Raw genomic sequence first — 24,654 nt, 5'->3', positions numbered from 1 at the left:
GGCGAGCGAAGCGAACCAGCCGCCATCCTTGATTCAGCCCCGTCCGCAGCAGCGATCGTTATGCCGCGCCGCGCCGCCGCGGCCGATGTAGCGCGTCAACGACCGCTGCGGGATTGTGAGCGGCGACTTGCAGGAGAGCCAGCGCTGGACCATCCGGTACGCGCCGACCTTGCTCCCAGTTCCGCAGCGTGGCGACGCTGACACCGATCATCAGCGCGAACTCGGCCTGCGACTGCCCCAGCTCTGCACGAACGGCCTTCACATCCGTGGGCTTGAATTGGCGCGAGCGTGACGGCTTACGCTCACCACGGCGGATGGCCCCTGCCTGTCGGACACTCTCCAACAGTTCGTTGAACGCGTCGACCTTCACTTGAACTCCTCGCGCACCACTCGAGCGAGGGCGCGCAGCTGCGTAGCGGTGAGATCCCCTTGGTCGTTCTTCGCGTACAGATAGAGCATGTAGCACACGCCGTCGTCGGCCGCCCAGTAGTAGATCGTCCGAACACCGCCGCGCTTGCCGCGCCCTTCGGCGCCCCATCGCAGCTTGCGCAGGCCACCGCCCCCTGGGATGAGCGCGCCCTGCTCGGGCCGCAGGTACAGGGCCGTCTGGAGCGCGCGGTACTGCTCGTCATCGAGGTGCCGCCGCAGCGCGGCCGTGAAGATCGGCGTCTCGAGGAAGCGCAGGGAGAACTATACGCCATTGGCGCACTGCGCGCCAGAGTGAGCACCGCCCGGTCGGTCGGCATAACGCTGATTAGGCTGCAGGCGATCACTGCAGACCACGGATTATGCAGCGCATTTCCGCAGTCTAATCCCGCGCACCGACCGTCGACGCCAATGGGATATCACCCAATGCACCAACGACTTGCCCCATTGGCCAAGGCATCGGCGCCACCGCGTTAGACTGCAGATAATGCAGTCTAACGTTCAGTCGCGCCGAGAGACCCGCAAGTGGCACGCACCGCCACGCCGAGTCATCGAATGGCACGGCGGGACAACACGCATGCGCGTATCGAACGAGCGGCGCCCCACTCCCCGAGTGAAGGCGCCGCTCTTCTGTATTCCTGCGCGCGACTATACCGCCATCAGCCCCACGCGGGCCGCACCGTTCCTGCCGCCGCCAGCGACGCCCGCCCCCGGTTCCCTTGCCCCGCCGCCCCACGCGCGCCATGCTATCCGCCACCCGTCCCCGGAGAAACCTCATGGAGCCGACCGGTCCGTCACCGCGGAAGCCGCTTCCGCGACGCTGGCGTCGTTCCCTCGCGTTCTCGTGTGCCGCCGCCCTCATGCTCACCGCGGCGCGAACGGGCACGCCGGCCGCACGCTCCGAACGCGGCACGCACTCGGCGCCACGCCGCGCCGCCGACTCGGCGCGCATCAGCTTCACCCGCGACGTCGCCCCCGTCCTGCAGAAGAACTGCCAGGTGTGCCACTCGCCGGGCGGGATCGGGCCCATGCCCCTCCTCACCTACGAACACGCCCGCCGCCACGGCCCGCTCATCAAGCAGGTCGTGCAGGCGCGCGAGATGCCGCCCTATCAGTACGACACCCACATCGGCATCCAGAAACTCCAGCACGACTGGCGCCTCTCCGATCGCGACATCGCCACCATTCTGCGGTGGGTCGACGACGGCATGCCGGAAGGCGACCCGGCCGATATGCCCCCCGCACCCAAACTGCCGGAACCGGGGCAGTACCAGCTTGCCGCACAGTACGGCCCGCCCGACCTGGTCATCAAGGCAGCCAAGTACACCGTGCCGGCCGTGGGCCAGGACCGCTGGTGGCGCCCCGCCGTGCCCAGCGGCCTCACCACCGACCGCTGCATCAAGGCCATCGAAACCAAGCCCACGGTCGCCGGACGCAGCGTCACGCACCACGCCAACTCCACGTTCGTGCCGGGCAACGTGACCACGGAACCTGACGCCGTGGGCGGAGGCGGCCCCGGCAGCGTACGGCTTTCCGAATACGCACTCGGCAAGATCGGCGAGATCGTGCCGGCCGATGCCTGCCGCATTGCGCCCGCGGGCTCCAACGTGCTGTTCGACATTCATTACTTCCCCAACGGCAAGCAGGTCATCGACGACCAGCTCGAGGTGGGGATCTGGTTCCACGGCCCCGAGGTCACCCCGCAAACGCGGCATCGGCAAACGCTCGGCCTCTACGCGCTGCAAAGCGGCTCGGGGGACTTCGAAATCGAACCGCACGGCACGCTCGTCACGCAGGGCATGCACCGGTTCAACACGCCGGTGCGCATTGACTCGTGGCAGCCGCACGGGCACTTGCGCCTGGTCGCCAAGCGGCTCGAGGTACTGTATCCCGACGGCCGGCGCGAAACGCTCAGCATGGTGTCCAACTGGAACCCGGGGTGGCACCACAGCCACGTGTACGCCGAAGACGCGGCGCCACTGCTGCCGGCGGGCTCGGTGATCATCAACACGGCGTGGTACGACAACACCGACAAGAACCTCGCCAATCCGGATCCCGATCAGTGGGTGGGCATTGGTGATCGCACCACCGACGAGATGAGCCACGCCTGGATCGCGGTCACGCAGCTCGACGAGGCGGCGTATCAGCGGCTGCTCGCGCAGCGGGCCAGGAAGTGAAGCGCGCGCTGGTCGCGGTCGCCTGTTGCGTGACCGTGCCGCTCGCAGCGGTACCGCTCCTGGCCGTCCCACTCCGGGCGCAACCGCAGCCCGGCGCGCGCTACCCGCTGGGGCCCAGCGCGCCGGCCGGCGCCGGCGTGGCGCCGTACTTCGACGGGTGGTACGCCAATCCCGATGGCAGCGTCACGCTCTCGTACGGGTTCATGAATCGCAACGCGAGCGGCGCGGTGGATATCCCCATCGGTCCGGACAATCGCCTCGAGCCGGCGCAGTTCAATGGGATGCAAGCCACGCACTTCCCGGTCGTACGCTACGGCGCGTTTGGCGGCCGGCGCGAACGTGGCGTGTTTGCCATTCGGGTGCCCAAGGGGCACAAGGGCGACGTGGTGTGGACGCTGCGGCATAACGGCGTGACCTACTCCGTGCCCGGCCGCGCCACGAGCGACTACTACAAGCTGTCGTACACGCCGCAGGCCGCGGGGTCGCTGATGCCGGTGGTGCGCTTCGCCGCCAACGGCCCCGCTTCCGCCGGCCGCGAAGGCGTGACCACCGGGCCGCTCACGGTCGCCGTGGGCACCACCCTCAACATTCGCGTGTGGATGCAGGATCGCGGCGAACGGAAGCCCATCCCGGTGAACATGCTCTGGTTCAAGCACCAGGGCCCCGGCGACGTGTCCTTCGAGCCACGCTCGGCCACCACCGCGCCCGGCGGCGGCGAGGCAACGACATCGGTGCGTTTCAGTGCGCCGGGCGAGTACATGCTGCGGGTGCGCGTGGACAACTTCGGCATCACCGACAGCGCGCCGGGACAGCAGTGCTGCTGGACGAACGGCTACGTACGCGTGAAGGTCACCGGCTAGTTAGTCGCTCCCCTGCGGCGGCACGCCGGGCATGCTGAGGTGCATCGATGGCCCGTGCAGCGACTCGCAGTAGGGGAGCAACGTGGTGCTGCCCACCACCATGCCGGGCACGCGAATGGGAAGCTGCGTGCCCTTGTGGCCGCGTTGACCGGGGCGCGTGGACTCCTCGATCATCGCGAGCGATTCGCGCACCCAGTGATCGCGCAGCGTCATCAGCTGGGCGCGCTGCGGCGTGGTGAGCAGCCCCAGCGCGTCGCGCCGTGCCCGCAGCAGCGCCGTGAGCCACGACGATTCCGCGGCGGCCAGGGCGTTCATTGCGTCGGGCAGCGCCAACGGCTTGGTGGGTGCCGCACCCGATTCGCGCGGCAGCGACACCGAGTCGGCGAGCAGCGCGGACAGGCGGTCGCGCCCCGCTGTGGTGCGCTCCACATACACCACTTGCGCCTCGCACACCGCGCGCCGCAGTCGCTGCAGCCCGGTCACCTGCGCCTCGCCGAGCGCGAGATAGCCGGCGTGATACAGAATGAGATGCGGACCGCCGAGCACCAGCTCGAGGCGCGCGTCGGGGGAGGTGGCCGGTGCGCTGCCGGCATGCTCATGGACTTGCGCGGCCAGCGTGGCGGGCGAGGCCATCGGCGCCACGAGCAGCGCCACGAAGAGCAACACGATCACCATGTGGCAGAATCTGCATTCCCTAGCGGATACGGCAACGGCACGGCACGTTCTCGCGACAGCTGAATCACCTTCTCCCCGATGGAGCCTCTCATGGCACGGCTTTTTCCCCTCGCCCTGCTGGCGCTCTCCGCCGCGGCGAGTGCGAGCGCAACGGCGACCGCCAGTGCGCAGCGCGGCGCCGGCGCCGAGTGGCCGGTCTACGGGGGCGACCCGGGGCACACCCGGTACTCGTCGCTCGACCAGATCACCGCGTCGAATGCGGCGACGCTCGAAGTGGCGTGGCGATGGAGCGCCCGCAACCAGGGGCCCAACCCGGCCGCCGCCAGCCAGACCACGCCCATCTTCGTGAAGGGGCGGCTGTATGCCACCGCCGGCATGCACCGCAATGTGGTGGCCATTGATCCGGCCACCGGCGAAACCCTCTGGATGTACCGCTTCGACGAGCGTGACCGGCTCGCCAAGGCGCCGCGCGTGAACTCGGGACGTGGCGTGTCGTACTGGTCCGATGGCAAGGGCGACGACCGCATTTACGTGGTCACCCCCGGTTACCATCTCATTGCCCTCGACGCAGACAACGGCCGGCCGATCGCCGGCTTCGGGCGCAACGGCGTGGTGGACCTGCAGCAGAATCTCCGCGTGCGGGCGGGCGTGTCGGTGGACGGCTCGATCGGCGCGAGTTCGCCGGCGGCGGTGATTGGCAATGTGCTGGTGGTGGGCGCGGCGCTGCACGTGGGCATGCAGCCGCCGTCGAAGGTGAACACGCCGGGCGACATTCGCGGCTTCGATGTGCGCACCGGGCGGCTGCTCTGGTCGTTCCACACCGTCCCGGAGCCCGGCGAATTCGGCAACGACAGCTGGCTCGAGAAGTCGTGGGCCTACACCGGCAACGCCGCCGCGTGGGCGCAGATCTCGTGGGATGCGCAGCTGGGCTACGTGTATCTCCCCACCGAAGCGGCGACCGGCGACTACTACGGGGGCCACCGGCCGGGCAACAACCTCTTCTCCACGAGCATCGTGGCGCTCGACGCCAGGACGGGCAAGCGCGTGTGGCACTTCCAGACCATCCACCACGACATCTGGGACTGGGACAACACCACCGCGCCCATCCTCGCCGACCTCACGATAGACGGCCGGCCGCGTCGCATCCTGGCCCAGCTCACCAAGCAGGGCTTCGTCTTCGTGCTCGACCGCGTGACCGGCACCCCCATCTGGCCCATCGAGGAACGGGCCGTGCCCAAGGGAGATGTACCTGGCGAGTGGTACAGTCCCACGCAGCCGTTCCCCACCAAGCCCGCGCCCTTCGAGCGGCAGGGCTTTGGCGAGGACGACCTGCTCGACTTCACGCCGGAAATCCGCGCCCGCGCGCGGGAGATCGCGCGCCAGTACCGGTGGGGGCCGCTCTACACCCCGCCCTCATTGGCGGGCGCCGCCGACGGGACGCGCGGCACGCTCTCGCTGCCCGCGTCGACGGGGGGCGCCAACTGGGAAGGCGGCGCGCTCGACCCCGAGACGGGCTATCTGTACGTGCCGTCGGTCACGGCGCCGTCGTTCCTGGCCCTGCTGCCCGGTGGCAAGGTCTCGGACATGAACTACATCGCCGGCGGTCGTGGCGGTCAGCTCGCGCCCGGCGTGCCGTTCGTGAAGCCGCCCTGGGGGCGCATCACCGCGATCGACCTCACGACGGGCGCCCACGCGTGGATGGTGCCCAACGGCGACACGCCGGCGTATGTCGCCGAGCGACTCAAGCTGCCGCCGGCCAGCATTCCCAATACCGGCCGCGCGTCGCGCGCCGGCCTGCTGGTCACGCGCACGCTGCTCTTCGCCGGCGAAGGCACGAACGGCAGCAGCAACCTCTGGGTGCTCGACAAGCGCACGGGTGCGCGCGTTGCGCGACTCGATATTCCGAGCGGCACGCAGACGGGCATTCCCATGACGTACATGCACGACGGGCGGCAGTACGTGGTGTTCGCGACGACCGCAGGCGGGCAGGCGTCGGAGATCGTGGCGTACGCGTTGCCGCGGTAGCAGAGACCACCGCGCGCCCCGCGAAGTCCGTCACTGTCCGGGCACGCGTAACCTTCCGGCTTGCGACTCGCACCACGCAGACCGATATTGCCCGCTCTTTCCTCCCGCGATTGCCGCAATGCCGTGTCACCGTGCCCGGGAGCCCTCCCTCTTCTGACGGCGTTTTCCCATGCCCGCAAAGCGTAGTCCGACCGTACGTCGGACGCTCACGCTGTTCCGGATGCCGCGCGCGGCCCACATCGCCCTCATTCCCGTCGCGCTTCTGTTTGCCGCAGCGCTGCTCGCGCCGGCCCGGGCAACCGCCCAGCCCACGAAAACGCACACCGGTCGGTTGGTGTCGCTCGTGACCGATCCCCGGGAGGAGCGCGACTCGAGCGTCACCGCGCACTTCCTGCTGCAGGACGACGGGTCGAGTGTGCGCGTGGACATGAGTGCCATGGTCGCCTCGGTCTTCACGGACGAACGAAAGTACCAGGGGCGACGACTGCGCCTGGAGGGCGTCGACACGCGCGTGCCGTCCGCCGCCGGACCCGGACTCGAAACGGCCGTGCGCGTCAACCGGCTGGACCTGCTCGACGGGACCGCCGCGTCGCTGACGGTCCCGGTGGTGTCGGCCACGCAGAATATCGCCGTTCTGCTCTGTCGCTTCTCCGATCGATCTACCGTACCCGGCAGCGTCGCCGACGTCGAACGGTCGGTCGGCGCGGTCTTTCCGGGCGCGGAAGCGTACTGGAACGAGGTGTCGAACGGCACCATCCGGCTGGCCGGGACGCGGGTGTTCGGCTGGTACACACTGGCGCGATCGTTCGACTTCTACTACGGGGCCGACTGGGCCACGCGCTTCAGCAACGAGTTCGCGCGCGACCTGGCGCTGCGCGACGAGTGCGCCGGAGTCGCCGACGCCGACGTGTTCTTTCCCGGCTTCGCCGGGATCTCGATGCATTTCAATCGGGGCATCTCCAGTTCGTATGCGTACCTGAGTCCGATCACCATGACGCGCGACGGGACGACGCGCGGCTATCGGACCTCCTACATGATGGATTGGTCCACCCGTCAGGCGGGCACGTGGGCGCATGAGTTCGGCCATACCTTCGGCCTTCGACACAGCGGTGCCAACGGACTGGCGTACGTGTCGCCGTACGACGTCATGAGCCGGTCACGGACGCGCACGCTTTCCGACGGGTGGTCTTTCGGCACGCACACCATTGCGTTTCACAAGGACGTCCTCGGGTTCGTGCCGAGCGCGCGCAAATGGGTGCCGGGCTCGCCCGGCGGTGCCACGTTTACCCTCGAGCGCTCGGCGCTGCCATCGGCCAACGGGTTCCTGATGGCCCAGATTCCCAGTGCGCGGCCAGGCATCTTCTATGTGCTCGAGGCGCGCCGCCGCGCGGGCTTCTTCGAAGACGCCATTCCCCGCGAGGGCGTCGTCATTCATCAGGTCAATCCGACCGTCAGCGCGGGCGGAAGCGCGCCCGGCCCGGCGCAGCTGCAGTTTCCCGCCGGAACGACCGATCCCGAACTCGCCGCCTTCGCGCCAGGCACGACCTTTCGACCGGCCGGCGAGTCGTTCACGGTCACCATCAATGCGGCAACCAGCACCGGCTATCAGGTCTCGTTCAATGGACCGGGCACCGTCACCACCTCGGCGGTGTCGGTGAGTATCGCCAACACGACGTCACCCGGATCCACGGGGGTGGGTACGGTGACGGCCGTGGGCACGCCGCTCAACTGCACCGTGTCCGAAGGGGCGCCCGGCGGCACGTGCGCGGCCACCTTGCCCAACTCGAACCCGTTGACACTCGTCGCCACCCCGGCGCCCGGGACCACATTCGTGCAATGGACAGGCGCCTGCTCGGGACGCGCCACCAGCTGCTCGCTGAACATGCAGCAGTCGCGCAGCGTTGGCGCCATCTTCGCGCGCCTGGTGCCCTCCGGCACCACCATCACCAATGGGAGCGGCACGACCGGCTCGCGCTTCGTCCTCGCCGTGCAGGTCCCGGCAGGGGCGAGCCGTCTCGAGGTATCGCTGTCCAATGGTATCGGTGACCCCGACATCCTGGTCGTCCGCGAGCAGATGCCAAGCGAAGCGCTGGTCGGGACCCCCGGCAGCTGCGTGTCAGTGAACGCCAGCACCTCCGAGTTGTGCAGCATCACGAACCCGGCCAGTGGCACGTGGTTCATCGGCATTTTCGGTACCTCGTCGTACAGCGGCGTCACGTTGCGCGCCACTGTCGTCGGCGGCGCGAGTACGTTCGTGCAGCCGCTCAGCATCCAGGGGTGGGCTGATCTCCCCAGCAATGTCGGTGGCACGATCACGGCCAGCAGCGGCGGCATCAACTGCGCGGTGCAGAATCTGGCGGCGAACGGCGCCTGTTCCGCCGCCATCACGGCCGGCGCCTCCGTGTCGCTGACCGCCACCGCCAACGCAGGTTCAGCGTTCGGCGGCTGGCTGAACGACAGCTGCGCGGGGACCGGTGCCTGCACCGTGACGGTGCGCGAGCCCACGATCGTGGTGCCGATCTTTTCGCGCAGTGTCCCCATCGCGACACCGCTCACGGCGCTGGCCGGTGGCGAGGATACCTATGCCTATTTCGCCTTCACCGTCCCGGTCGGCCTCAGTCGGCTCGTGGTGCGGTCCACCGGCGGTTCCGGTGATGCGGATCTGTTCGTCGGTCGTGGCACGGCACCGCGAGACTGGGGCGACACCACGTCGGTGTGCATGTCGATCGGCGACACGAATGACGAAAGCTGCATCATCGACAATCCCATCCCCGGCACCTACCACCTGCTCGTGGCCGGGTTCAGCACGTACGCGGGGATGAACATCGCCTTCCTGACCGAGAGCGCGACACCCGGTGGGACGCCAACCGCCAGCTTCTCGCCGGATTCGCTGGCGCTGCTGGCCGGTGGACGCGGATCGCTCGACCTTCGCGTCGACCTGACGGCGCTCGGGAATACGGTCCGCCTCGGGGCGTATGCCGCCACCATCCAATTCGATCCGGCCATCCTTGCCGTCGACTCGGTGCGCGCGGTGCCGACCGGATTCAATACGCCGGTGGTCAGCACTCCCCAGGCGGGCCAGATTCGCCTCGCTGCCGTCAACGTGACTGGTGCGACCGGGGTTGTTCCGCTCGCACGGTTCTTCGTCCGGTTGCTGGGAACTACCCCGCAACGGGCGCTGCTCTTCCCCACGTTCACGGAACTCGTATCGACAACGCTCGCGAATCTGGCGCCGGCGCTCGTGACCCGACCGGGCGGGATCGTGCCAGGCACGCCGCCCGTGCTGCGCGGGGATGTCAATGAAGATGGCCGCGTGTCTGCACTCGACGCGCAGGCCGTACTGGCCAGCCTCGTGGGGCTCGCCATTCCGTCCGCCTTCAAGCCGATGCCCAACGGGGACGCCAATTGCAGCGGCTCCCTGCAGGCCCTCGATGCCCAGCTCATCCTGAGCTTCGCGGTCGGCCTTCCAACCGCTCCCGCCTGCGTGGGGACTCGCCAGTGATCCGGTCCATCCGTTCACCGCGGCGCCGCGTGGCGTGCCGCCTTGCCCTCTCGGCGCTTCCCATGCTGGTGGCGTGCGGGGGCGGCGGCGGCACCGCCGCCCCTGCCGCACCGCCTGGACCGCCGCCGCCGCCGGTGCCAACCAGCATTCAGCGGATCAGCGCGGATCCCGCACCGGTGGCCGCCGGTGCCGTGCTCGGTGATTCCATGCGCGTGCGCGTGGTGGATGCCAACGGACGGGGGGTGGCGGGGGTCGCGGTGGTCTTCGCCATCTCGGGCGGCGGTGGCTCCGTGTCGCCGGCGATCGCCAACAGCACATCCGATGGATCGGCAGCCACGCGCTGGGTCAGTGGACCAACCGCGGCCATCAACACGCTCGTGGTGTCGTCGGGGTCGCTCACACCAGTCAGCTTCACGGCCACCACCACGGTGCCCATTGGACCGCCCGCCGTGGTCACCCTCACCTCGCCACGCTTCGTGTTCCTCGATTCCGGGGCCACGGCCGCCCTTACCGGTACGGCCCGCGATGCGAATGGCGTGACCGTGCCCAACGCCGCCATTCAGTTCGCCGCTCGAAATACGAGTGTGATCGGCACCAGCGGCAACGTGCTCACGGGGCTCCGGCGGGGACAGTCAATCGTGACCGCGTCCGTCGGCAGCGCCACACCGGACTCCGTGCTCGCCGTCGTCGTGGGCGCCAACGGCATCACTCTGCAGACCGATCTGACCCGCTTCGACATTCGTCCCGACGAAACCTTCACCGTGCCCATCCTCGTCGATCTGCGGACGTCGACGGAACGCGTCGGGTCGGCGGCAATCACGGTCTCGTTCGATCCCGCACAGCTGACGTTCGTGAGCCGGTCGGCGGGTTCCGCGGGAGTGAATGTCACGGTCAGCGACGCGCAGGCTGCCACCGGGCGCATCGCGATCACGTTCGCCGATGCGACCGGGTTCGGTGGCCGGGTCGAACTGTTGCGGCTTACGTTCCGTGCCAGCACAGCCACCGGTCGCACGGGTTCGCTGGTGTTGACAGCGACCGAGTTGAACAGCGCCACCTTCACCGATCTGACCGGCCGCCTCACGGCCCTCACCTATCCCTTGGTCATTCGCTGATGCCCGGAACCCGTTGCTCCCGCGTGGCCATGGGTGGCCTGGCGGCGACGCTGCTCGCTACCACCGCATGCATCGATCACTCGCTGGCCGCAGCCGGGAATCTGGCCCCGCAGCCTCGCCAGTCAGTGCTGCTGCTCGAAGGCAGCGACCTGACACCGCAGGCGGGGACCACCGTCACGATCCGCGGGCGACTGCTCCGCGGCGCACAGGTCGCCCCCGTCGGTGCCTTCAGCGTGCGTCTGGCCTACGACACCGCCCTGCTCGCACTCGCCCCAACCGTGAATGCGGGCGTCGATGCCAATGGCTTTGGCCTGCGGACCGCCGTGGCCTCCGCAACGGTGCCCGCCCCCGTCGCACTGATGGCGACCGCCGATCAGGCCGGCACGGGCACCATGGCGCGCCGGCCGCTCACGCCCTCTCGCAAGTCCTTCCCCGCACGGGCCGCCGCCCGCCTCGGCCACGATACCCTGGCGCTCGCGGTCGTTCGCGCCCGCGCCGCACGGCAAGCAGCCCTCGCGACCGCGGTCACACCCGCCGCCGCCACGCCCGCCGCGGCGAGCGCCGGCGGCACCCCCGAGGGGGTGCTGGTGCCCGAGGGACTGCGCGCCGTACATCTGGTGCGCGCCGGGGAGGTTCGCGTAGCGAGTGTGGTGCCCGACGGACTCCAGGGCGAGCTGCTCTTCGAGGTGCCATTCGTCGTCAAGCGCCCCGGGGCGCTGGCCACGCTCACGCTCGTGCTCGTCGATCTGGTAAGTGTCGCGTTCGAGGATCAGCGGGCGCTGACGCGCGTCGAACGGGTGCCAGTGCGGCGGTCGACCCCGTGAGGCGGGCAGCATTCGCATGCGCCCTTCTGGGCGTGGTGGGATGTGTCTCGGGGCGCTCGACGCCGAAGCGCTGGTGTGACGCCCCCGCCCCGCTCGTGCCTGGCGAGGTATGGACGCAGGTGTACCAGACGGCCGTGGCAGACTCCGCCATCATCGCCGTCTGCGCCGCCGTGCGCGCGGACGTCGCGCCCATGGCGAGCTACCTGGGAGAGCTGCGCTACGACAGCGCCCAGGTGACGGTCCGCGCGGTGCTGCCGATCGCGGGCGGCACCCGCAAGGAGAATCCGCTCGAAGCCGGGCGCATCCGCTTCGCCGGCGTGCTCGCCGACAGCACGCGGGTCACCCCGCTGCTGCTCGCGGCGATCCGGGCCCGGCAACCGATCGGCATTACGCTGTCGCTGCAACTCCAGGAGCTCAACGCACCCGATGGCAGCGCGCTGTTGCCGCGCCTCCGCGTGAGCGGCTACCCCCCGGTCGCCTCTCCGGGAGGCGGGGCGCCGTAACGACGGGTTCCTCATGAGCAACTTCAACGACCGCCTGCGCGAGAGCCTTGGCCACGCCTTCACCATCGAGCGCGAGCTCGGAGGCGGGGGCATGTCCCGCGTCTTCCTCGCGCAGGAGACCGCCCTCAACCGTCGCGTGGTCGTGAAGGTCCTGGCCCCCGAGCTGGCCGAGGGGCTCTCGTCCGAGCGCTTCGCGCGCGAGATCGCGATGGCGGCCACGCTGCAGGACCCACACATCGTCCCGGTGCTCACCGCGGGCGGTGGGGACATGCTTCCGTGGTACACCATGCCCTTCATCGAGGGCGAGTCGCTGCGGGCGCGGCTCGCCGAGGGCGTTCTGCCCCGGGCGGACGCCCTGCGGATTCTGCGGGAGGTCGCCATGGCCCTCGAGTACGCACACGGTCGGGGCGTCATCCATCGCGACATCAAGCCCGAGAACATTCTGCTCGCGGGGCGCACCGCCGTCGTCACCGACTTCGGTATCGCGAAGGCCGTGAGCGCCGCCCGCACCGCCACTCGCGCTCCGGCCGATGGCCGCAGCGCCGCAGCGCTCACCCGCGCCGGGCAGTCGCTCGGCACCCCGGCGTACATGGCGCCCGAGCAGGCCGCCGGCGATCACGTCGATCATCGCGCCGACCTCTACGCGTGGGGAGTGCTGGCCTACGAACTACTCGCCGGTCGGCATCCCTTCGCCGATCGACAGACCGTGCAGCAGCTCATCGCGGCGCACCTCTCCGTGACGCCGCCTGCCCTCGAGACGCTCGCGTCCGGGGTACCGCCTGCCGTGTCCGCGCTCGTCATGCGCTGCCTCGCCAAGGAGCCCGAGCTGCGTCCCGCCTCCGCCAGTGACGTCATCGAGCAGCTCGATGCGGCCATGAGCGCGGGGGCCGTCGGGGCGATCACCGCGCCGTCGTCCGTGAGCACCACGACGGCTCGCCGGAGCACGCGCCTCGTCGTCGGCGCCGCCCTGGCGCTCGTGCTCGGGGCCGCCTCGTGGTACAGCGCCCGCTCCGCCGGCAACGGCGACGGGGCCCCGGCCGGACGGCTGGCCGTCCTCGCCTTCGAGAACCTCGGGGACTCCGCCGACGCGTACTTCGCCGACGGCATGACCGACGCCATTCGCGGCAAGCTGACCGCCGTGGGACGCGTCGAGGTCATCGCGCGCGCGAGTTCGCGGCTGTACGCCGGCTCGACGAAATCACCAAAGGAGATCGCCGGCGAGCTCGGCGCCCGCTATCTGCTCACCGGCACCGTACGCTTCGCGCCGGGCCCCAACGGCTCCAAGCGTGTGCAGGTGAGCCCCGCCCTGGTGGAGATCGGCGACGACGGGGCGGCGAAGAATCGGTGGGAACAGCCCTTCAACGCCGACGTCGCCGACGTCTTCACGGTCCAGGGCGAGATCGCCGCCAAAGTGGCCGATGCGATGCGGGTGGCCCTCGACCCCGCCGGCCGTACCCGGCTCGCGCGCGCCGTCACGCGCAATCCCGACGCCTACGATGCATACCTGCGCGCCGAAGCCGCGTGGGATGCCGGCGGCAGGACCGACTTCACGTCGCTGCAGCGCGCCCGGCCGCTGTACATCGCCGCGCTGGCGCTCGACAGCGGCATGGTGGAAGCGTGGGGCGCCCTGTCGCGCGTGAATGGCTTCCTCTACGCCAACACGCTTCCGGTCGATTCGCTGCGTGTCGGCGCCAAGGAGGCGGCGAAGCGCGCCCTGCAGCTCGATCCCCAGGGCGTGGACGGCCACCGCGCCATGGGCTCGTACTACCGCACCGTCGAGCCCGATCTCCTGAAGGCCCGCGAGTCGCTCGAGCAGGCCCGGCGCGCCGCGCCGCAGGACGTGAACGTCGCCAGCGATCTGTCGAACATCGCCTCTGATCTCGGGATCTTCGACGAAGCACTTGCCTTCTCGAATACCGCCCGGGCGCTCGATCCGCGCAACGCCCGTGTCCTGCAGACGCGCTCGCGCATCCTGCTGCGCGTGGCCCGGCTGGACGAGGCGCGCGAGGCGGCCGTGGCAGGGCTCGCGCTCTCGCCCACCAATCTCCAGCTGCACCAGCTGCGCGTGATGGTCGAGCTGGCGCGCGGCGATCTGGCGGCGGCGCGCATCGCCGTCTCGGCGGCATTCCGTGACGCCCCGCGCGACCGCGTACTCGCGCAGTTCGGCAACTACTGGGACATGGGCTGGGTGCTCACCGGCGACGACGAACGCGACTTGCTGGCGCTCACGCGCGAAGCCTTCGGCGGCGGGGCCTCGAGCTGGCTCACCGTGCACGCCACGCAGCGCGCGTGGCGCGGTGACAGCGCCGGGGCGCGCGCCGCGGCCGATTCCGCGTGGCCGCTGCGCGCCGCCGAGGTGGCGGCCGTACCGGGTGATGCGCAGCGGCAGGCGCTGCTCGGGCTCATGCTCGCACACGCCGGGCGCTCGGCCGAGGCGGTGAAGGCCGTGCAGGCCGCGATGACGCTCGTGAACGCCAACCCCCAGGCGCGCGCCTCGCTGATCAGCAGCTATACCGTGTACACCGCCGCGCGCGCTGCGCTCGCCGCGGGCGACCGCGCGCTGGCGTTCGCGCTGCTCAGGGACGCGAGGGAACGGCACTATCTGGCCAACCCCGCGTGGGTGCGCCTCGACCCGTCGTGGCGCTCGGCCCTGCAGGACCCCGGTTTCGAGCAGGCGCTGCGGGGTGATGCCGGCCTCGGAACAGACCCGACGCGAGGCGGCGGTGGGTGACCGGGTCGCGACGGGTCACTGGGCGCTCAGAAGCGCCACGAGCGAGCCACCCTCGGGAAAGCGAACATCATGCACCCGCCAGCCGCGTGGCGTCCTGGCCATCCGATAGGTCAGCGTGATGATCTCGCCATCCGGTGGGGGCTGGGACCGTGCGAAGGAGACCGCGATCTCCGTCGAGTCGGCCCCCCCGGCGATGGTCAGCCGCCTGGCGTCCGGATCATTCGAGTACCAGATCGGTGATCCGTCGAGCGTACAGATTGCCCTGGTGCGTTCCCGACACCGTCGATCCTGCTCCAGCAGATCGACCAGGGGGTCATCGAAGTACTTCGTGAGCACGTCCCGCGGCTCGTCCAGCAGTGTGGACCAACCGTGTGCATCCTCGAGGACGATTTCCCACGCGTAGTCGTGGTACAGCTGCGCGACCACCGCCGCGGGAGACGAGACCGCCTCACGGCTCGAGGCCCCCGGCGCACAGGCACCGGTCAGCAGGCACAGGAACAGGGCGGCGAAGGTCCGTCGCATGGCCTCTCTCGTTCTGGGGTGCCGAACCCCGGTGATTGTTGCGGGCGAACCGTGGGACGCGTCCCGGTACGATGGTGGTTGGTCCACGCGGCAACCGCAAGCTCTGTTGGGCGTGCGCCACCGCGGACGGGCCGGCGGCCATCACCAGGCCCGCGCACGATCAACAGCACGCCGCCGCCCACCACCCGGGGCTGGCGAGCTCAGCGTTTGTGCGGTAACCTCGACGACTCGTCGACGGACCCCGATTGAGATGCCTCTCCCGCCGATATGGGGAGCACGCGATGGGTCTGGTTCGCCCGATCGCCGCGTCGCCTGACCGGTGCCACGCGGTGCGCCGTGCTTGCCGCTCCGACCTGGTCGGCCTGGCATCGGCCATCCGTCCACTCCTCCTCCGCCTCATCCCGACAAGGTTGCCGTTTTCCATGTGCGCCAATTCCCGTTTCGCCCCGGCCTTCCGTCACGGCGTCCTCGTCCCCGGCATGCTGTCGCTGGTTGCTGTCATGGGGGCGTGCAAGCCCAAGACGGTGCTGCTCACCGTCACCCCGTCCACGACGAGAGTGTACGGCACCACGCCGCGAGGCGACTCGCTGCTGGGGAGAGGGCAAGCCACGGTGACGCTGAAAAAGGAGGGGACGCGCATCACGCTCAACGCCGACGGCTACCGCCCCGTCTCGCGCGTCCTCACGACGGCGGATGCACAGAGCGGCGAGCTGCGGCTCGCGCTGACCGCGTGGCGTTTCCAGATCAACGTGGACCCGTTCGATGCCGAAAGCCGCGTGGACGGGGTCGTGCAACCGAGCCGGTCGTTCGTGCTCGAGGTGGAACGGGACAAGGCGCGTACCCTCGAGATCACGAAGCCGGGCTTCCGCCGCATCGTGAAGCGCTACGAGAACCTCGACGGCACGCAGCCGCCGGCGATCGAGCGTTTCCAGCTCACCGACCGCGCCGTGCTGCTCACCGTGGCACCGGCAGGCACGACCATCGAGGTGGCCGGAAAGCCGATCGGTGAGAATGCCGCGGAAATCGCGATCCCCCCCGGGCAGTGCACTGCGGTGCGCGTGGTGCGCCCCGGCTACCTGCCCGTCGAGAAGCAGTACTGCGAAGGGGCGGCCTTTGCAGCGCTGCCGCTCACCGACAAGATCGAACTGCGGGATCGCATGGTGGCCCTCACCGCCGAACCGGCGACGGCGGACATCTTCGTGGGCGGTCGCAAGGTCAGCACGGGGCAGTTCAACGTGGCCATTCGTACCGGGACCTGCACCGAGGTGCGTCTCGAGGCGCCAGCCTTCTCGACGCAGCGCCGCGAGTACTGCAATCAGGACAACGCGCAGCCCATCCCGTTCGAGGATCTGGTCAAGCTGGGGCGTGACGAAGCGTGGGATCTGTCGATGGCCAGCGATCAGGCCAACGTGAACTTCACGATCGAGGTGGGCAACCAGCGCACGGCCGACGATGCGTGGAAGACGATCAGCCAGATCGTGACCAACAGCTTCGACGTGCTCGAGGTGACCGACAAGGAAACGGGCTACTTGCGCACGGGATGGAACGTGCGGCGCTTCAGTGACAAGGTCATTCGCACGCGTGTGATCGTGAAGCTGGCCGATGCCAACCCGCTCAAGTACACGATCAAGCTGGCGAGCGAGAAGTCCGATGACGGTCGGGCCACGGTCAAGGACGACGAACTGTTCCGCGAGTGGGACCGCGTGCTGCTGCAGTACAAGGACCTCATCAACGAAGTGCAGTCCCGCCTCCGCTGATTCCTTGGCACCAGACCGGTCGTCCGCGCGAGACAACCGGTCAGGCCGCCAGCTGGCCCTCAACGTCCACGTCGACGTCTTCGGGCGGGAGGACGTGGGCCACACGCTCGTGCGCGTCAAGGATGAAGTCGGGGGCATTCGGGGCCGCCTCGTCCCTCGGCGCGGTCGCCAGCTCGCGGCACACGGGGCGGCGGGGATCCCGCGCATTCGGGGAGACGCTCAGCAGCACCCGGCCGGATGCCGTGCGCAGCAGGGTACCGGCCGGGTAGAGCCCGACCGCGTTGACCAGCGCCCAGAGTGCGGCGCGGTCGAACTGCTCGCACTCCCGCCCGAGCAACAGGCGCAGCGCCTCATGGGCGGTCAGAGGACGCTCACGGTAGGTGCGGTGTGCGGTCAGGGCGTCGAAGACATCCGCCACCGCGACAATGCGCGAGAAGGTCCCCATCGCCCGGCCATCCCGTACCTGCGGGTACCCCGTCTGGTTCACATTCCTGTGGTGCTCGAAGGCCACCCGCATCGCACTCAGCATCAGCTCGGAGAGGCCCGGAGTACGGCTGATGATGCGCAGCCCCTCCATCGGGTGCCGGCGAATGACCGCCCACTCCTCCGCGTCCAGCGGGCCCGGCTTGCCCAGCACCTCCGTCGGCACCATGAGCTTGCCCGTGTCGTGCAGTAGCGCCGCCACGCCGATGCCGGCCAGCTCCGGGCGTGAAAGCCCGAGCAACTGTCCCATACGGATGGAGAGGATGCTCACGTTGACGCAGTGGGCATACGTGTACTCGTCGTGTCGTTTCAGCGCCGTGAGGCCGACAAGCGAGTCCGCGTTCCGGAGCAGCCGATCCACGATCGGCTGCACCACTCGGCGCGCCTGCTGCAGCGCCGGCTTGCCTGTGCGCCGCGTGCGCTGGTACAGGATGCGTGCTCCACGCACGGCACGGCTGAAGAGCATACGGGCCTGGCCCCGGTCGTGGTCCTCTGGCCCCTCGCCCTCGGTGGACGTCTGCGCGCGCACATCACGCGGCTGGATCGCGCAGATGTGGGAGGCCCCCGCGCTCGCGGTTTCCGCTTTCAGCACGGCTGTCGCGTTCTCGTGCCGCTCCCTGAGCAGAACCCGCAGAAACGACTCCAGCTCCGCCATTCCCAAGTGCGCCGAGAATCGCAGCCCGCCCATGCGACGCACTTCGAACTCGGCGAGCAGGGCGCGGAAGACCGGCACGGACGACGCATCCGGGCGCAGCCGTACGCCGTTGACGTAGAAGTACTCCCCCATGCCAAGCAGCGAGACCTCGTCGGCCTGCATGGCCTTGACCGCGTCGAGCAGTTCCTGCTGCTGCGCGAGCAGCGCCCGGTTGCTGGCGCCGTAGAGGCGCATGCCGCGGAGCAGGCCGTTCAGGCGGGAGATCAGGACGCCGCCGAGCGTGCAGATGGGCAGGTTGTCGCCCTCGGCGGTGTGCTCGTCGCCCCGCTTGTCCTCGCGCTCACGCATGTCCGGCGCCCCTGAGCACCAGCCGGCAGGCGTCGCGCGTGGCCGCGACGCGCGAGCGCGCGCCGCGTTCCAGCATCGCCAGCGCCGCCGGTGTGCCGATGCGCCTGATGCAGCGCGCGATCATCTGGCAGTGCGGTCCCGCCCCCATGCTGAACCACCGAGGGGCGTAGAGCTGCGACTCGAGGTGGGGAAGCGCCTCATCACCCGCGCAGCCGCCCAGCGCCATCGTCACGGCGCGCACCTCCTCGACTGGCCGGCGGCGGAAGTCGGGGTCGAGCACGATCGCGATCATCGCCGCGCTCACTTCCGGGTTGCGCGCCGAGCCCAGGCGATGGAGGACCGCGCGACGGATGGACGCCTCGGAGTCCTCGATCAGCGCCAGCAGCAGCGGGCGGACCGTTTCGATTTCGGTGTGCTCCAGCGCCGCGATCACCTCTTTCCGCACGCTCGGTTCCGGGTGGTGCACCAACGGGCGCAACAGCGCAGGGGGCGCCCCGCCCGCCGTAGCACCCAGGATGCAGACGGCGTTGCGTACCACGTGCCAGCGTTCGTCGGTCAGCCAGGGTGCCAGGAGCTCAGGATGGCCCTCGCAGAATTCGGTCAGCGCCCGCATCAGCGCCCGTCGGGTGCGCTCGTGGCTGGCGAGGGCAACGAGGCGCATGAGCCATCCAATGGCAACCGGCCCGAGTGTGCGCGCGAACTCCACGAACGCCGTGAGGTCGGCAACGGTCCCCTCGTCGAGGTCGCGCACGAGCGCACCGGTCACCAGCGAGTCGGGGTGCACCAGCCGGTCGATCAGCAGCGCCGCGTCCCAGCGGCCCTGGGTCAGCTCGGTCAGGCAGTCGATTGCCTCCCGGGCGTCCGGCCAGCCCGCCGCGGCGATCGCGTCATGCAGCGCCCGTTCCAGCAGGTCGATGAGGTCGACACGGTCGACCTCCAGCAGGGTGGAGCGCATGGCATCGCGCACCAGCCCGAACGCGGCCTGGACAGGGGTGCAGCCACGTTCCTGTTGCAGGGCCGATGCGAACTGGTCGAGGTCAGTGCGGCAGGTCGCTTCCAGCGCCAGATAGCGCACTTCGAGCTCGTGCGCGGGCTCGCCCGCAAGCCAGTCGTCGCTGCGCAAGCGGTCCAAGGACGTCGTCGCGTCCGGCTGCTCGACCTCGGACTTTGCCGAAGGCGAAGCGGTCACATCGGCGGAAGCAGCGGCCGCCGTGGCCGCGGCGCCGTCCCCCGTTCGCCCCTGGCGGCCTTGGCCATCCGTGGCCTTGCCATCTCCGCGAGAGCCCCCGCCGCTGCCGGGCCACGGCAACAGCTGACTGCTCGCCGGCACGGGCCCGCCCAGGAAGCGGTCGTCGTGCTCGTCGCCCAGATCCGCATCGGTCTCGGCGTCTACGTAGCTCATGTCGATGTGCGGCAGGTCCGCTGCCCAGAGCAGCGTAACCAGGTCTTCGCTGCCGGTGTCGGCGCGACTGGTCACGCGCAGGAGCACGTCCACGATCACATCCAGTTCCCAGGCCGCGGCATCCGGGTGGAACGTCAGCGTGCGGAGGCCGTCGCGGTAGAAGGGCATGACGAAGTTGCCTTCGCCGGGCAGCGAGACCATCACCGGTTGCCCGTCACAGTGAATCTGGCGCGCGGAGAACTCCAGCCGGAATGCCCCGTGGTCTGCGAGCAGAGCCACCATGGCGGTGCCCAGTTCTTCACGGAACTTGACGGCATTGCGGTTGCGCACGTCGTAGAGGCGGCATGTCCTCAGGACGCGCGAGAACTGCCCAAGCCAGCTGGCAATGTCGGCGATTCTGGCGTCCGGCGGTCCCGTCTCGGCAACGGCCGGCGCAGTCGTCCGGTCGAAGGCGCGTTCAATGGTCAACATGGTCGTGTGCGAGAGCCCGTCACCTATTGGACATCCTTACGAGTACTCGGCATCGCGGCCACAAAAGTTGAGGAGGAGCCCCATCGGTGCCGACCGGGATGACCTCCCGGTACCGGCGCGCGCGGTACCCTCCCACGGGCACGACCATTGCCCGTTTGCGGAACACGTGAGTCGACGACGCTGCATACTCACCGGTGTCGCCCCCCCCCCGTGGTGCGCCGCGCGGGCGGCCTGGGCTGGAGCGAGCGATGCGGGCGAGCGGCAAGGGGCTGCAGCGTGGTCTGCTCGTCGCGTGGAATGCGCTTGAGCCGATCGAACCGCGGCTGCACACCGGGCTCGTTCTCGAACCGCACCTTCGGCGCGGGCGCCTCTCGAGGGCGCACCTGCCGTACCACGGCCGTGAACTGCGAGTAGCCCCCCCGTGCCGCCGGCCGCCCGACACTCAGTCAGCACTTGGATCGAAGACAGCGCCGGAAAGTCCGCCTGCCGCTTCTCGATCAGCGGGACGGACGAGGCCCGGTTCCCGGCATGCGACCCCTCCGCCGGCATGGGCACCGCGGCGGCGGCGCCAAACCTGCTGGTGCTTGCACGCCATGGAGATAGCAGGAGAATCCACGGTGCCAGCCCGCTCCATCGCTCGCATGCTGCCTTCGCCGCGACACGCGCGCGGTACCCTCCCACGGGCACGACCTTTGCCCGATTGCGGAACACTCGAGACGGGCGTCCAACGGCACCTCCGTGGAGCCGACCCGTGTGGAACGGGTTTTGCAACGTGTCGAACGCACGCAATTCGGACCGACGGCAGTCCCCCCTCACGATGGAGCTCTCATGCGCTCGCTCGTCGCACTTTCCGCCCTCCTGCTCCTCGCCGCGCCGCTCGGCGCGCAAACCGTCTACACCGGGTTCACGCAGAACCCCGGCTGCGTCGTGAACGGCCCCAACATGTGCGCGCAGAAGATCGCGCCGCAGGGTGCGGCGCTCACCGCCCGCAACGCCTTCTTCAGCAACCTCACCAATAACGTCGGCACGCAGAACTTCGAGAGCTTCGCGCCCGGCCTGGGTGCACCGCTCGCCCTCGACTTCGGCTTCGCCGGCGTCGCCACGCTCACCGGCGAGGGCAACACCGAGGCGGAGGATCCCGTCGACATCATCCCGTTCGGCCGGTACGCCATGAGCGGCAACCGGTACTATCAGGCCAGAGCATCGGGTGTTGCCAACTTCTCCATTCTCTTCAGCCAGCTGGTCGCCGGTTTCGGCTTCTATGGCATTGATTTCGGCGACATCGGTGGTTCGGTCGGGATCGATCTCTTCAGCGGTGGCACCTTGCTCACGTCGCTGGTTGTCCAGCCACAGGTGGCGGCGCCGGGGACGTTCGTGCCGGAGCTGAACGGTGGCCTGCGTTACTGGGGCGTGCTCTACGGCAGCAACACCATTGATCGCGTGGATTTCACCCTGACCGGCCTGCCTACGGATGCCGACGTGTTCGCCTTCGACGACCTCACGGTTGCCGATGCCAGCCAGGTCCAGGGCACCGTGCCGGAGCCGACCACGTTCGCGCTGATGGGGGCGGGTCTATTCGGCGTCGTCGCGGTGAAGCGTCGCCGCCGCAAGTAGGGCGTTCTCGACCCGGAGCAGGAGTTCGGGAGAGGAACGTTCAGGGGGGGGGTCGACTCTCCATCGCGCACGTGACGCGATCACCGACCTCCCCCGCATGGCGTGTCGGGCGGCGGCGTGCCTGGAGTCTCGCCTGGGCCCCGTTCAGCAATCCCGACCGTCTTTCCCGCTCGGGTTCAGCGTTTGGTCAGCAACCACTGCACAGCGTGGTTGCTGCCGATCCGAATACGGCGCCTCTTTCAGCAGGTGACTGATCAACAGTTTGACAAAGAAGACCGGAACAAACCACGCCATGGCCGGCACGGAGGGAAACACGAACTGATCGAGAAGGACGGCACCAACCACGAACATCATCGCGATCGGACGCTGGAGGTACAACGGGGAGAGACACACCACCGTCACCGCGAGCATGAGGTGTGCGTAGAAGACTCCCACGAAGACCCAGTCTCCACCTCGGAAGAACCACCCGACCAGCAGAAGTTGAATGATGTGAGCCGCGGCAAATGCCAAGTGCTGCCTTGCCCCTTGTCCGCGTCGGTGATACCACCGTTGCGCCGCGGCCGTCGCATTGGTGACCACCCCGCCAACAAGGTCCATCGCGAGCAGGCCGGACACGGCGAGCTGCCATGACGACCAATTGAGCCCTGCCACGAACGCGTAGGCCGGGACGGCAACAGCGGCAGCGAACGCCGCACCAATTTGGCACGACAACTCCCCGGCGGTTGCACCTGGCCCCACGAAGCGGTCCAACCATCCGGCCATTCCCGGACGGGGTTGCGGGGGGACCCAGTCGATCAGCGGCGGATCACATGTTGTCTTGTTCACACGCTCCTCGGTTCGGAGTGGCGTCACCGGACGTTCGTGGACATTCACTCCGATCAAGGTGTGCCATTCGGCCGCAATGCGCGACGGCGCTGGGGTGCGCATGTGCATTGGATTCATCAGATGGACCGTGAACGATTGCGGCACGTGATCGGCTGAGGGGCTGCGGCACTCAGTCAGAGGAGACCACGCCGATCACCTCGCCCGTGGTGGCGTGCAGGGTGAGCTGGAGTTCCCGCCGCATCATCCCGGATTGGACGCACAGGTAATTGACCCGCCAGAGAGGAGCCTGCTCCCTTTGGGTAAGCTTCATGACGAAATCCCGCAGCGGCGGTGTATCGGTAGTACGCCATGCCACGTATATCGGCTCGGTAATGCGAGCCACGGCGTCGCTGTCCATCCAGTGTTCGGTTATCGCGTCAACGGCGCTCGGAGAGTTGTACGCGTCATCAACGCGAACCATCTTCGCAGACTCGACATGGAGTGAAATATCGAGGCGCTGCTCACGCGATGCTGAACGGAACAGCAGCCACCACCCGCCAGTGGACGTGGTTCTCCCGTCCTCCGGTTCCGCCGGTGGCGGACTGCCGAGCACGAGCACGCCCGCGCTATCCGCCATGTCCTCCAGTCGATCGGCAATCGTAGTGGGGCACAAGGCGGCGTGGAGCGCCGGTGTACGGGTGGGACCGTGTGGTGGAGCCGCTGCGGCGGTAGAACGGCCAGTATCGCCTGAGTAGCTCAGCGTTCCGACGCCCGCCACGAGGCGCTGGCGAGGTCGGCGATGGCGCCGTCCGCTCCACAGCACAGCGCCCCGCCCCGATTGAGATTCCTCTCCCGTACGTCCGTCCGCTCACCGCGTCGCGCGCCCGATCTGCCGGTACAGGTCCGCGTAGAGCGAATTCCAGCCACCGGCGTCCTCCTCCGACCGTCGACCGGGATGCGCCCAGCTTGCGTAGCGCACCACCACCGTGCGGGTCTCGGGATACACGAGCAACCACTGGCCCCAGCTGCCCGAATGGTACACCACCTGCGCAGGCCCCCGCGTGCGCGGCGGATCCACGCGGCCGCCGGTCTCGGCGTACCACCGCGGCATCCCCGACGCGAAGCTGCCGCTCCCGCACGAGCGGCGAGGTCGCGCGCCCGCAGGCGCACGCGAGAGTACGCGTCATTGCGGCCGCGCGCGTCCACATCCCATGACCATTGGCCGTACAGCGTGAGATTCGTGCGAGGAGCGCCGCGGCCGCACTGGCGGACTACGGCTTGAGCCACCGGTTGAGGAACTGCGTCAGCAACGTCGCATCCTCTGCCGACAACACCGTCCCTTCCTGCCTTCCCACTTGGTACGCCTGCTGCTCCTGCGCAACAACGGAAATCGTCGCGAAGCAGAGCAGGACGACGGCGGCGAGGCATCGACTGCGGATGTGCATGAGACGGAGGTCGACGTGAGACCGCGACGGACCACGAGAACCGGGCTCGGTCGGGTGAGCATGCCAGCAATTCACGAGCCTGCTACGGCGCGGGGGCCTCCTCGCGGTCCACTGATCGCCGAATGGTTGACAGATGTATCAGATGATATAGTTTTGTCTCATATGACAAGGATACATATCAGCGCCAGGGACCGAATCGTCGAGGCCGCCGCCACCGTCTGGGCCGCCGACCCCTCCGCCACCCTCGATGTCGTCGCACAGCGCGCCGGCGTTGGACGCGCCACGCTGCATCGCCACTTCCCGTCACGCGCGGCCCTC

The 24,654-nt window shown here is 69.0% G+C and carries 21 protein-coding genes; 11 read left to right on the top strand and 10 right to left on the bottom strand.

Annotated features, from left to right (window positions below; translation table 11 throughout):
• Positions 1–58: 58 nt before the first annotated feature.
• Both nadS and LW840_RS11975 read right to left on the bottom strand, forming a co-directional pair.
• The gene (gene nadS, locus LW840_RS11980) at positions 59–370 is read right to left on the bottom strand and encodes a NadS family protein (RefSeq protein WP_291268709.1); all 312 of its coding nucleotides are present in this window, start codon (positions 368–370) and stop codon (positions 59–61) included.
• The gene (locus LW840_RS11975; RefSeq protein ID WP_291277047.1) at positions 367–552 is read right to left on the bottom strand and encodes a type II toxin-antitoxin system RelE/ParE family toxin; all 186 of its coding nucleotides are present in this window, start codon (positions 550–552) and stop codon (positions 367–369) included. The genes nadS and LW840_RS11975 overlap by 4 nt, the downstream gene beginning before the upstream one ends.
• 650 nt (positions 553–1,202) lie before the next feature.
• Between LW840_RS11975 and LW840_RS11970 the strand changes: the two genes are divergently transcribed.
• On the top strand, positions 1,203–2,603 hold the full coding sequence (locus LW840_RS11970; RefSeq protein ID WP_291273811.1) for a cytochrome c: 1,401 nt from the start codon (positions 1,203–1,205) through the stop codon (positions 2,601–2,603).
• Between the two features lie 29 nt (positions 2,604–2,632).
• Entirely contained in the window at positions 2,633–3,463 is an 831-nt protein-coding gene (locus tag LW840_RS11965) for a hypothetical protein (protein WP_291263540.1), read from the top strand.
• Here the strand turns inward: LW840_RS11965 and LW840_RS11960 are convergent, their stop codons facing one another.
• The gene (locus LW840_RS11960; protein ID WP_291277046.1) at positions 3,464–4,138 is read right to left on the bottom strand and encodes a hypothetical protein; all 675 of its coding nucleotides are present in this window, start codon (positions 4,136–4,138) and stop codon (positions 3,464–3,466) included.
• Positions 4,139–4,228: 90 nt separating this feature from the next.
• Here LW840_RS11960 and LW840_RS11955 point away from each other — a divergent pair, with 90 nt between their 5' ends.
• From LW840_RS11955 to LW840_RS11930, 6 genes are all read left to right on the top strand, one after another.
• Positions 4,229–6,163 carry a pyrroloquinoline quinone-dependent dehydrogenase gene (locus LW840_RS11955; RefSeq protein WP_291277045.1) on the top strand — a complete coding sequence of 645 codons (1,935 nt, stop codon included), beginning with the start codon at positions 4,229–4,231 and terminating at the stop codon, positions 6,161–6,163.
• Positions 6,164–6,332: 169 nt separating this feature from the next.
• Positions 6,333–9,665, top strand: coding sequence for a pre-peptidase C-terminal domain-containing protein (locus LW840_RS11950; RefSeq protein ID WP_291277044.1), 3,333 nt, complete (start codon positions 6,333–6,335; stop codon positions 9,663–9,665).
• A 29-nt stretch (positions 9,666–9,694) separates the two neighbouring features.
• Positions 9,695–10,777 carry a cohesin domain-containing protein gene (locus LW840_RS11945; protein WP_291267602.1) on the top strand — a complete coding sequence of 361 codons (1,083 nt, stop codon included), beginning with the start codon at positions 9,695–9,697 and terminating at the stop codon, positions 10,775–10,777.
• A complete protein-coding gene (locus LW840_RS11940; RefSeq protein ID WP_291277043.1) occupies positions 10,777–11,601 on the top strand; it encodes a hypothetical protein in 825 nt (274 codons plus the stop codon). The genes LW840_RS11945 and LW840_RS11940 overlap by 1 nt, the downstream gene beginning before the upstream one ends.
• A 134-nt stretch (positions 11,602–11,735) precedes the next feature.
• Entirely contained in the window at positions 11,736–12,104 is a 369-nt protein-coding gene (locus LW840_RS11935; RefSeq protein WP_291277042.1) for a hypothetical protein, read from the top strand.
• Positions 12,105–12,117: 13 nt separating this feature from the next.
• Positions 12,118–14,835: a serine/threonine-protein kinase gene (locus LW840_RS11930; RefSeq protein ID WP_291277041.1), complete on the top strand. Its 2,718-nt coding sequence runs from the start codon at positions 12,118–12,120 to the stop codon at positions 14,833–14,835.
• Positions 14,836–14,850: 15 nt separating this feature from the next.
• Here the strand turns inward: LW840_RS11930 and LW840_RS11925 are convergent, their stop codons facing one another.
• Positions 14,851–15,357, bottom strand: a complete 507-nt coding sequence (locus LW840_RS11925; RefSeq protein ID WP_291263532.1) for a hypothetical protein — start codon at positions 15,355–15,357, stop codon at positions 14,851–14,853.
• A gap of 422 nt (positions 15,358–15,779) precedes the next feature.
• Here LW840_RS11925 and LW840_RS11920 point away from each other — a divergent pair, with 422 nt between their 5' ends.
• Positions 15,780–17,114 carry a hypothetical protein gene (locus tag LW840_RS11920; protein ID WP_291277040.1) on the top strand — a complete coding sequence of 445 codons (1,335 nt, stop codon included), beginning with the start codon at positions 15,780–15,782 and terminating at the stop codon, positions 17,112–17,114.
• Between the two features lie 40 nt (positions 17,115–17,154).
• Here LW840_RS11920 and LW840_RS11915 read toward each other — a convergent pair whose 3' ends face one another.
• Together LW840_RS11915 and LW840_RS11910 are read right to left on the bottom strand one after the other, a co-directional pair.
• On the bottom strand, positions 17,155–18,600 hold the full coding sequence (locus LW840_RS11915; RefSeq protein ID WP_291267596.1) for an HD domain-containing phosphohydrolase: 1,446 nt from the start codon (positions 18,598–18,600) through the stop codon (positions 17,155–17,157).
• On the bottom strand, positions 18,593–20,473 hold the full coding sequence (locus tag LW840_RS11910) for a HEAT repeat domain-containing protein (RefSeq protein WP_291277039.1): 1,881 nt from the start codon (positions 20,471–20,473) through the stop codon (positions 18,593–18,595). The genes LW840_RS11915 and LW840_RS11910 overlap by 8 nt, the downstream gene beginning before the upstream one ends.
• A gap of 828 nt (positions 20,474–21,301) precedes the next feature.
• Between LW840_RS11910 and LW840_RS11905 the strand changes: the two genes are divergently transcribed.
• Entirely contained in the window at positions 21,302–22,087 is a 786-nt protein-coding gene (locus tag LW840_RS11905) for a PEP-CTERM sorting domain-containing protein (RefSeq protein WP_291273879.1), read from the top strand.
• Positions 22,088–22,231: 144 nt separating this feature from the next.
• Here the strand turns inward: LW840_RS11905 and LW840_RS11900 are convergent, their stop codons facing one another.
• From LW840_RS11900 to LW840_RS11885, 4 genes are all read right to left on the bottom strand, one after another.
• Positions 22,232–23,056: a hypothetical protein gene (locus tag LW840_RS11900; protein ID WP_291277038.1), complete on the bottom strand. Its 825-nt coding sequence runs from the start codon at positions 23,054–23,056 to the stop codon at positions 22,232–22,234.
• 25 nt (positions 23,057–23,081) lie between these two features.
• Positions 23,082–23,528, bottom strand: a complete 447-nt coding sequence (locus LW840_RS11895) for a hypothetical protein (protein ID WP_291267592.1) — start codon at positions 23,526–23,528, stop codon at positions 23,082–23,084.
• A 231-nt stretch (positions 23,529–23,759) separates the two neighbouring features.
• Positions 23,760–24,002 (bottom strand): hypothetical protein, encoded by a 243-nt coding sequence (locus LW840_RS11890; RefSeq protein ID WP_291267591.1) that lies wholly within the window; start codon positions 24,000–24,002, stop codon positions 23,760–23,762.
• Between the two features lie 160 nt (positions 24,003–24,162).
• Positions 24,163–24,336 (bottom strand): hypothetical protein, encoded by a 174-nt coding sequence (locus LW840_RS11885; RefSeq protein WP_291267590.1) that lies wholly within the window; start codon positions 24,334–24,336, stop codon positions 24,163–24,165.
• Between the two features lie 60 nt (positions 24,337–24,396).
• Here LW840_RS11885 and LW840_RS17600 point away from each other — a divergent pair.
• Positions 24,397–24,654 (top strand): helix-turn-helix domain-containing protein (locus LW840_RS17600; protein WP_345780906.1); only part of this gene is annotated, 258 nt, incomplete at its 3' end.

Source organism: Gemmatimonas sp. (assembly GCF_021298855.1).
Classification (GTDB): domain Bacteria; phylum Gemmatimonadota; class Gemmatimonadetes; order Gemmatimonadales; family Gemmatimonadaceae; genus Gemmatimonas.
The sequence above is the reverse complement of the archived record's forward strand: the minus strand, read 5'-3'. Positions and strand labels throughout refer to the sequence as shown.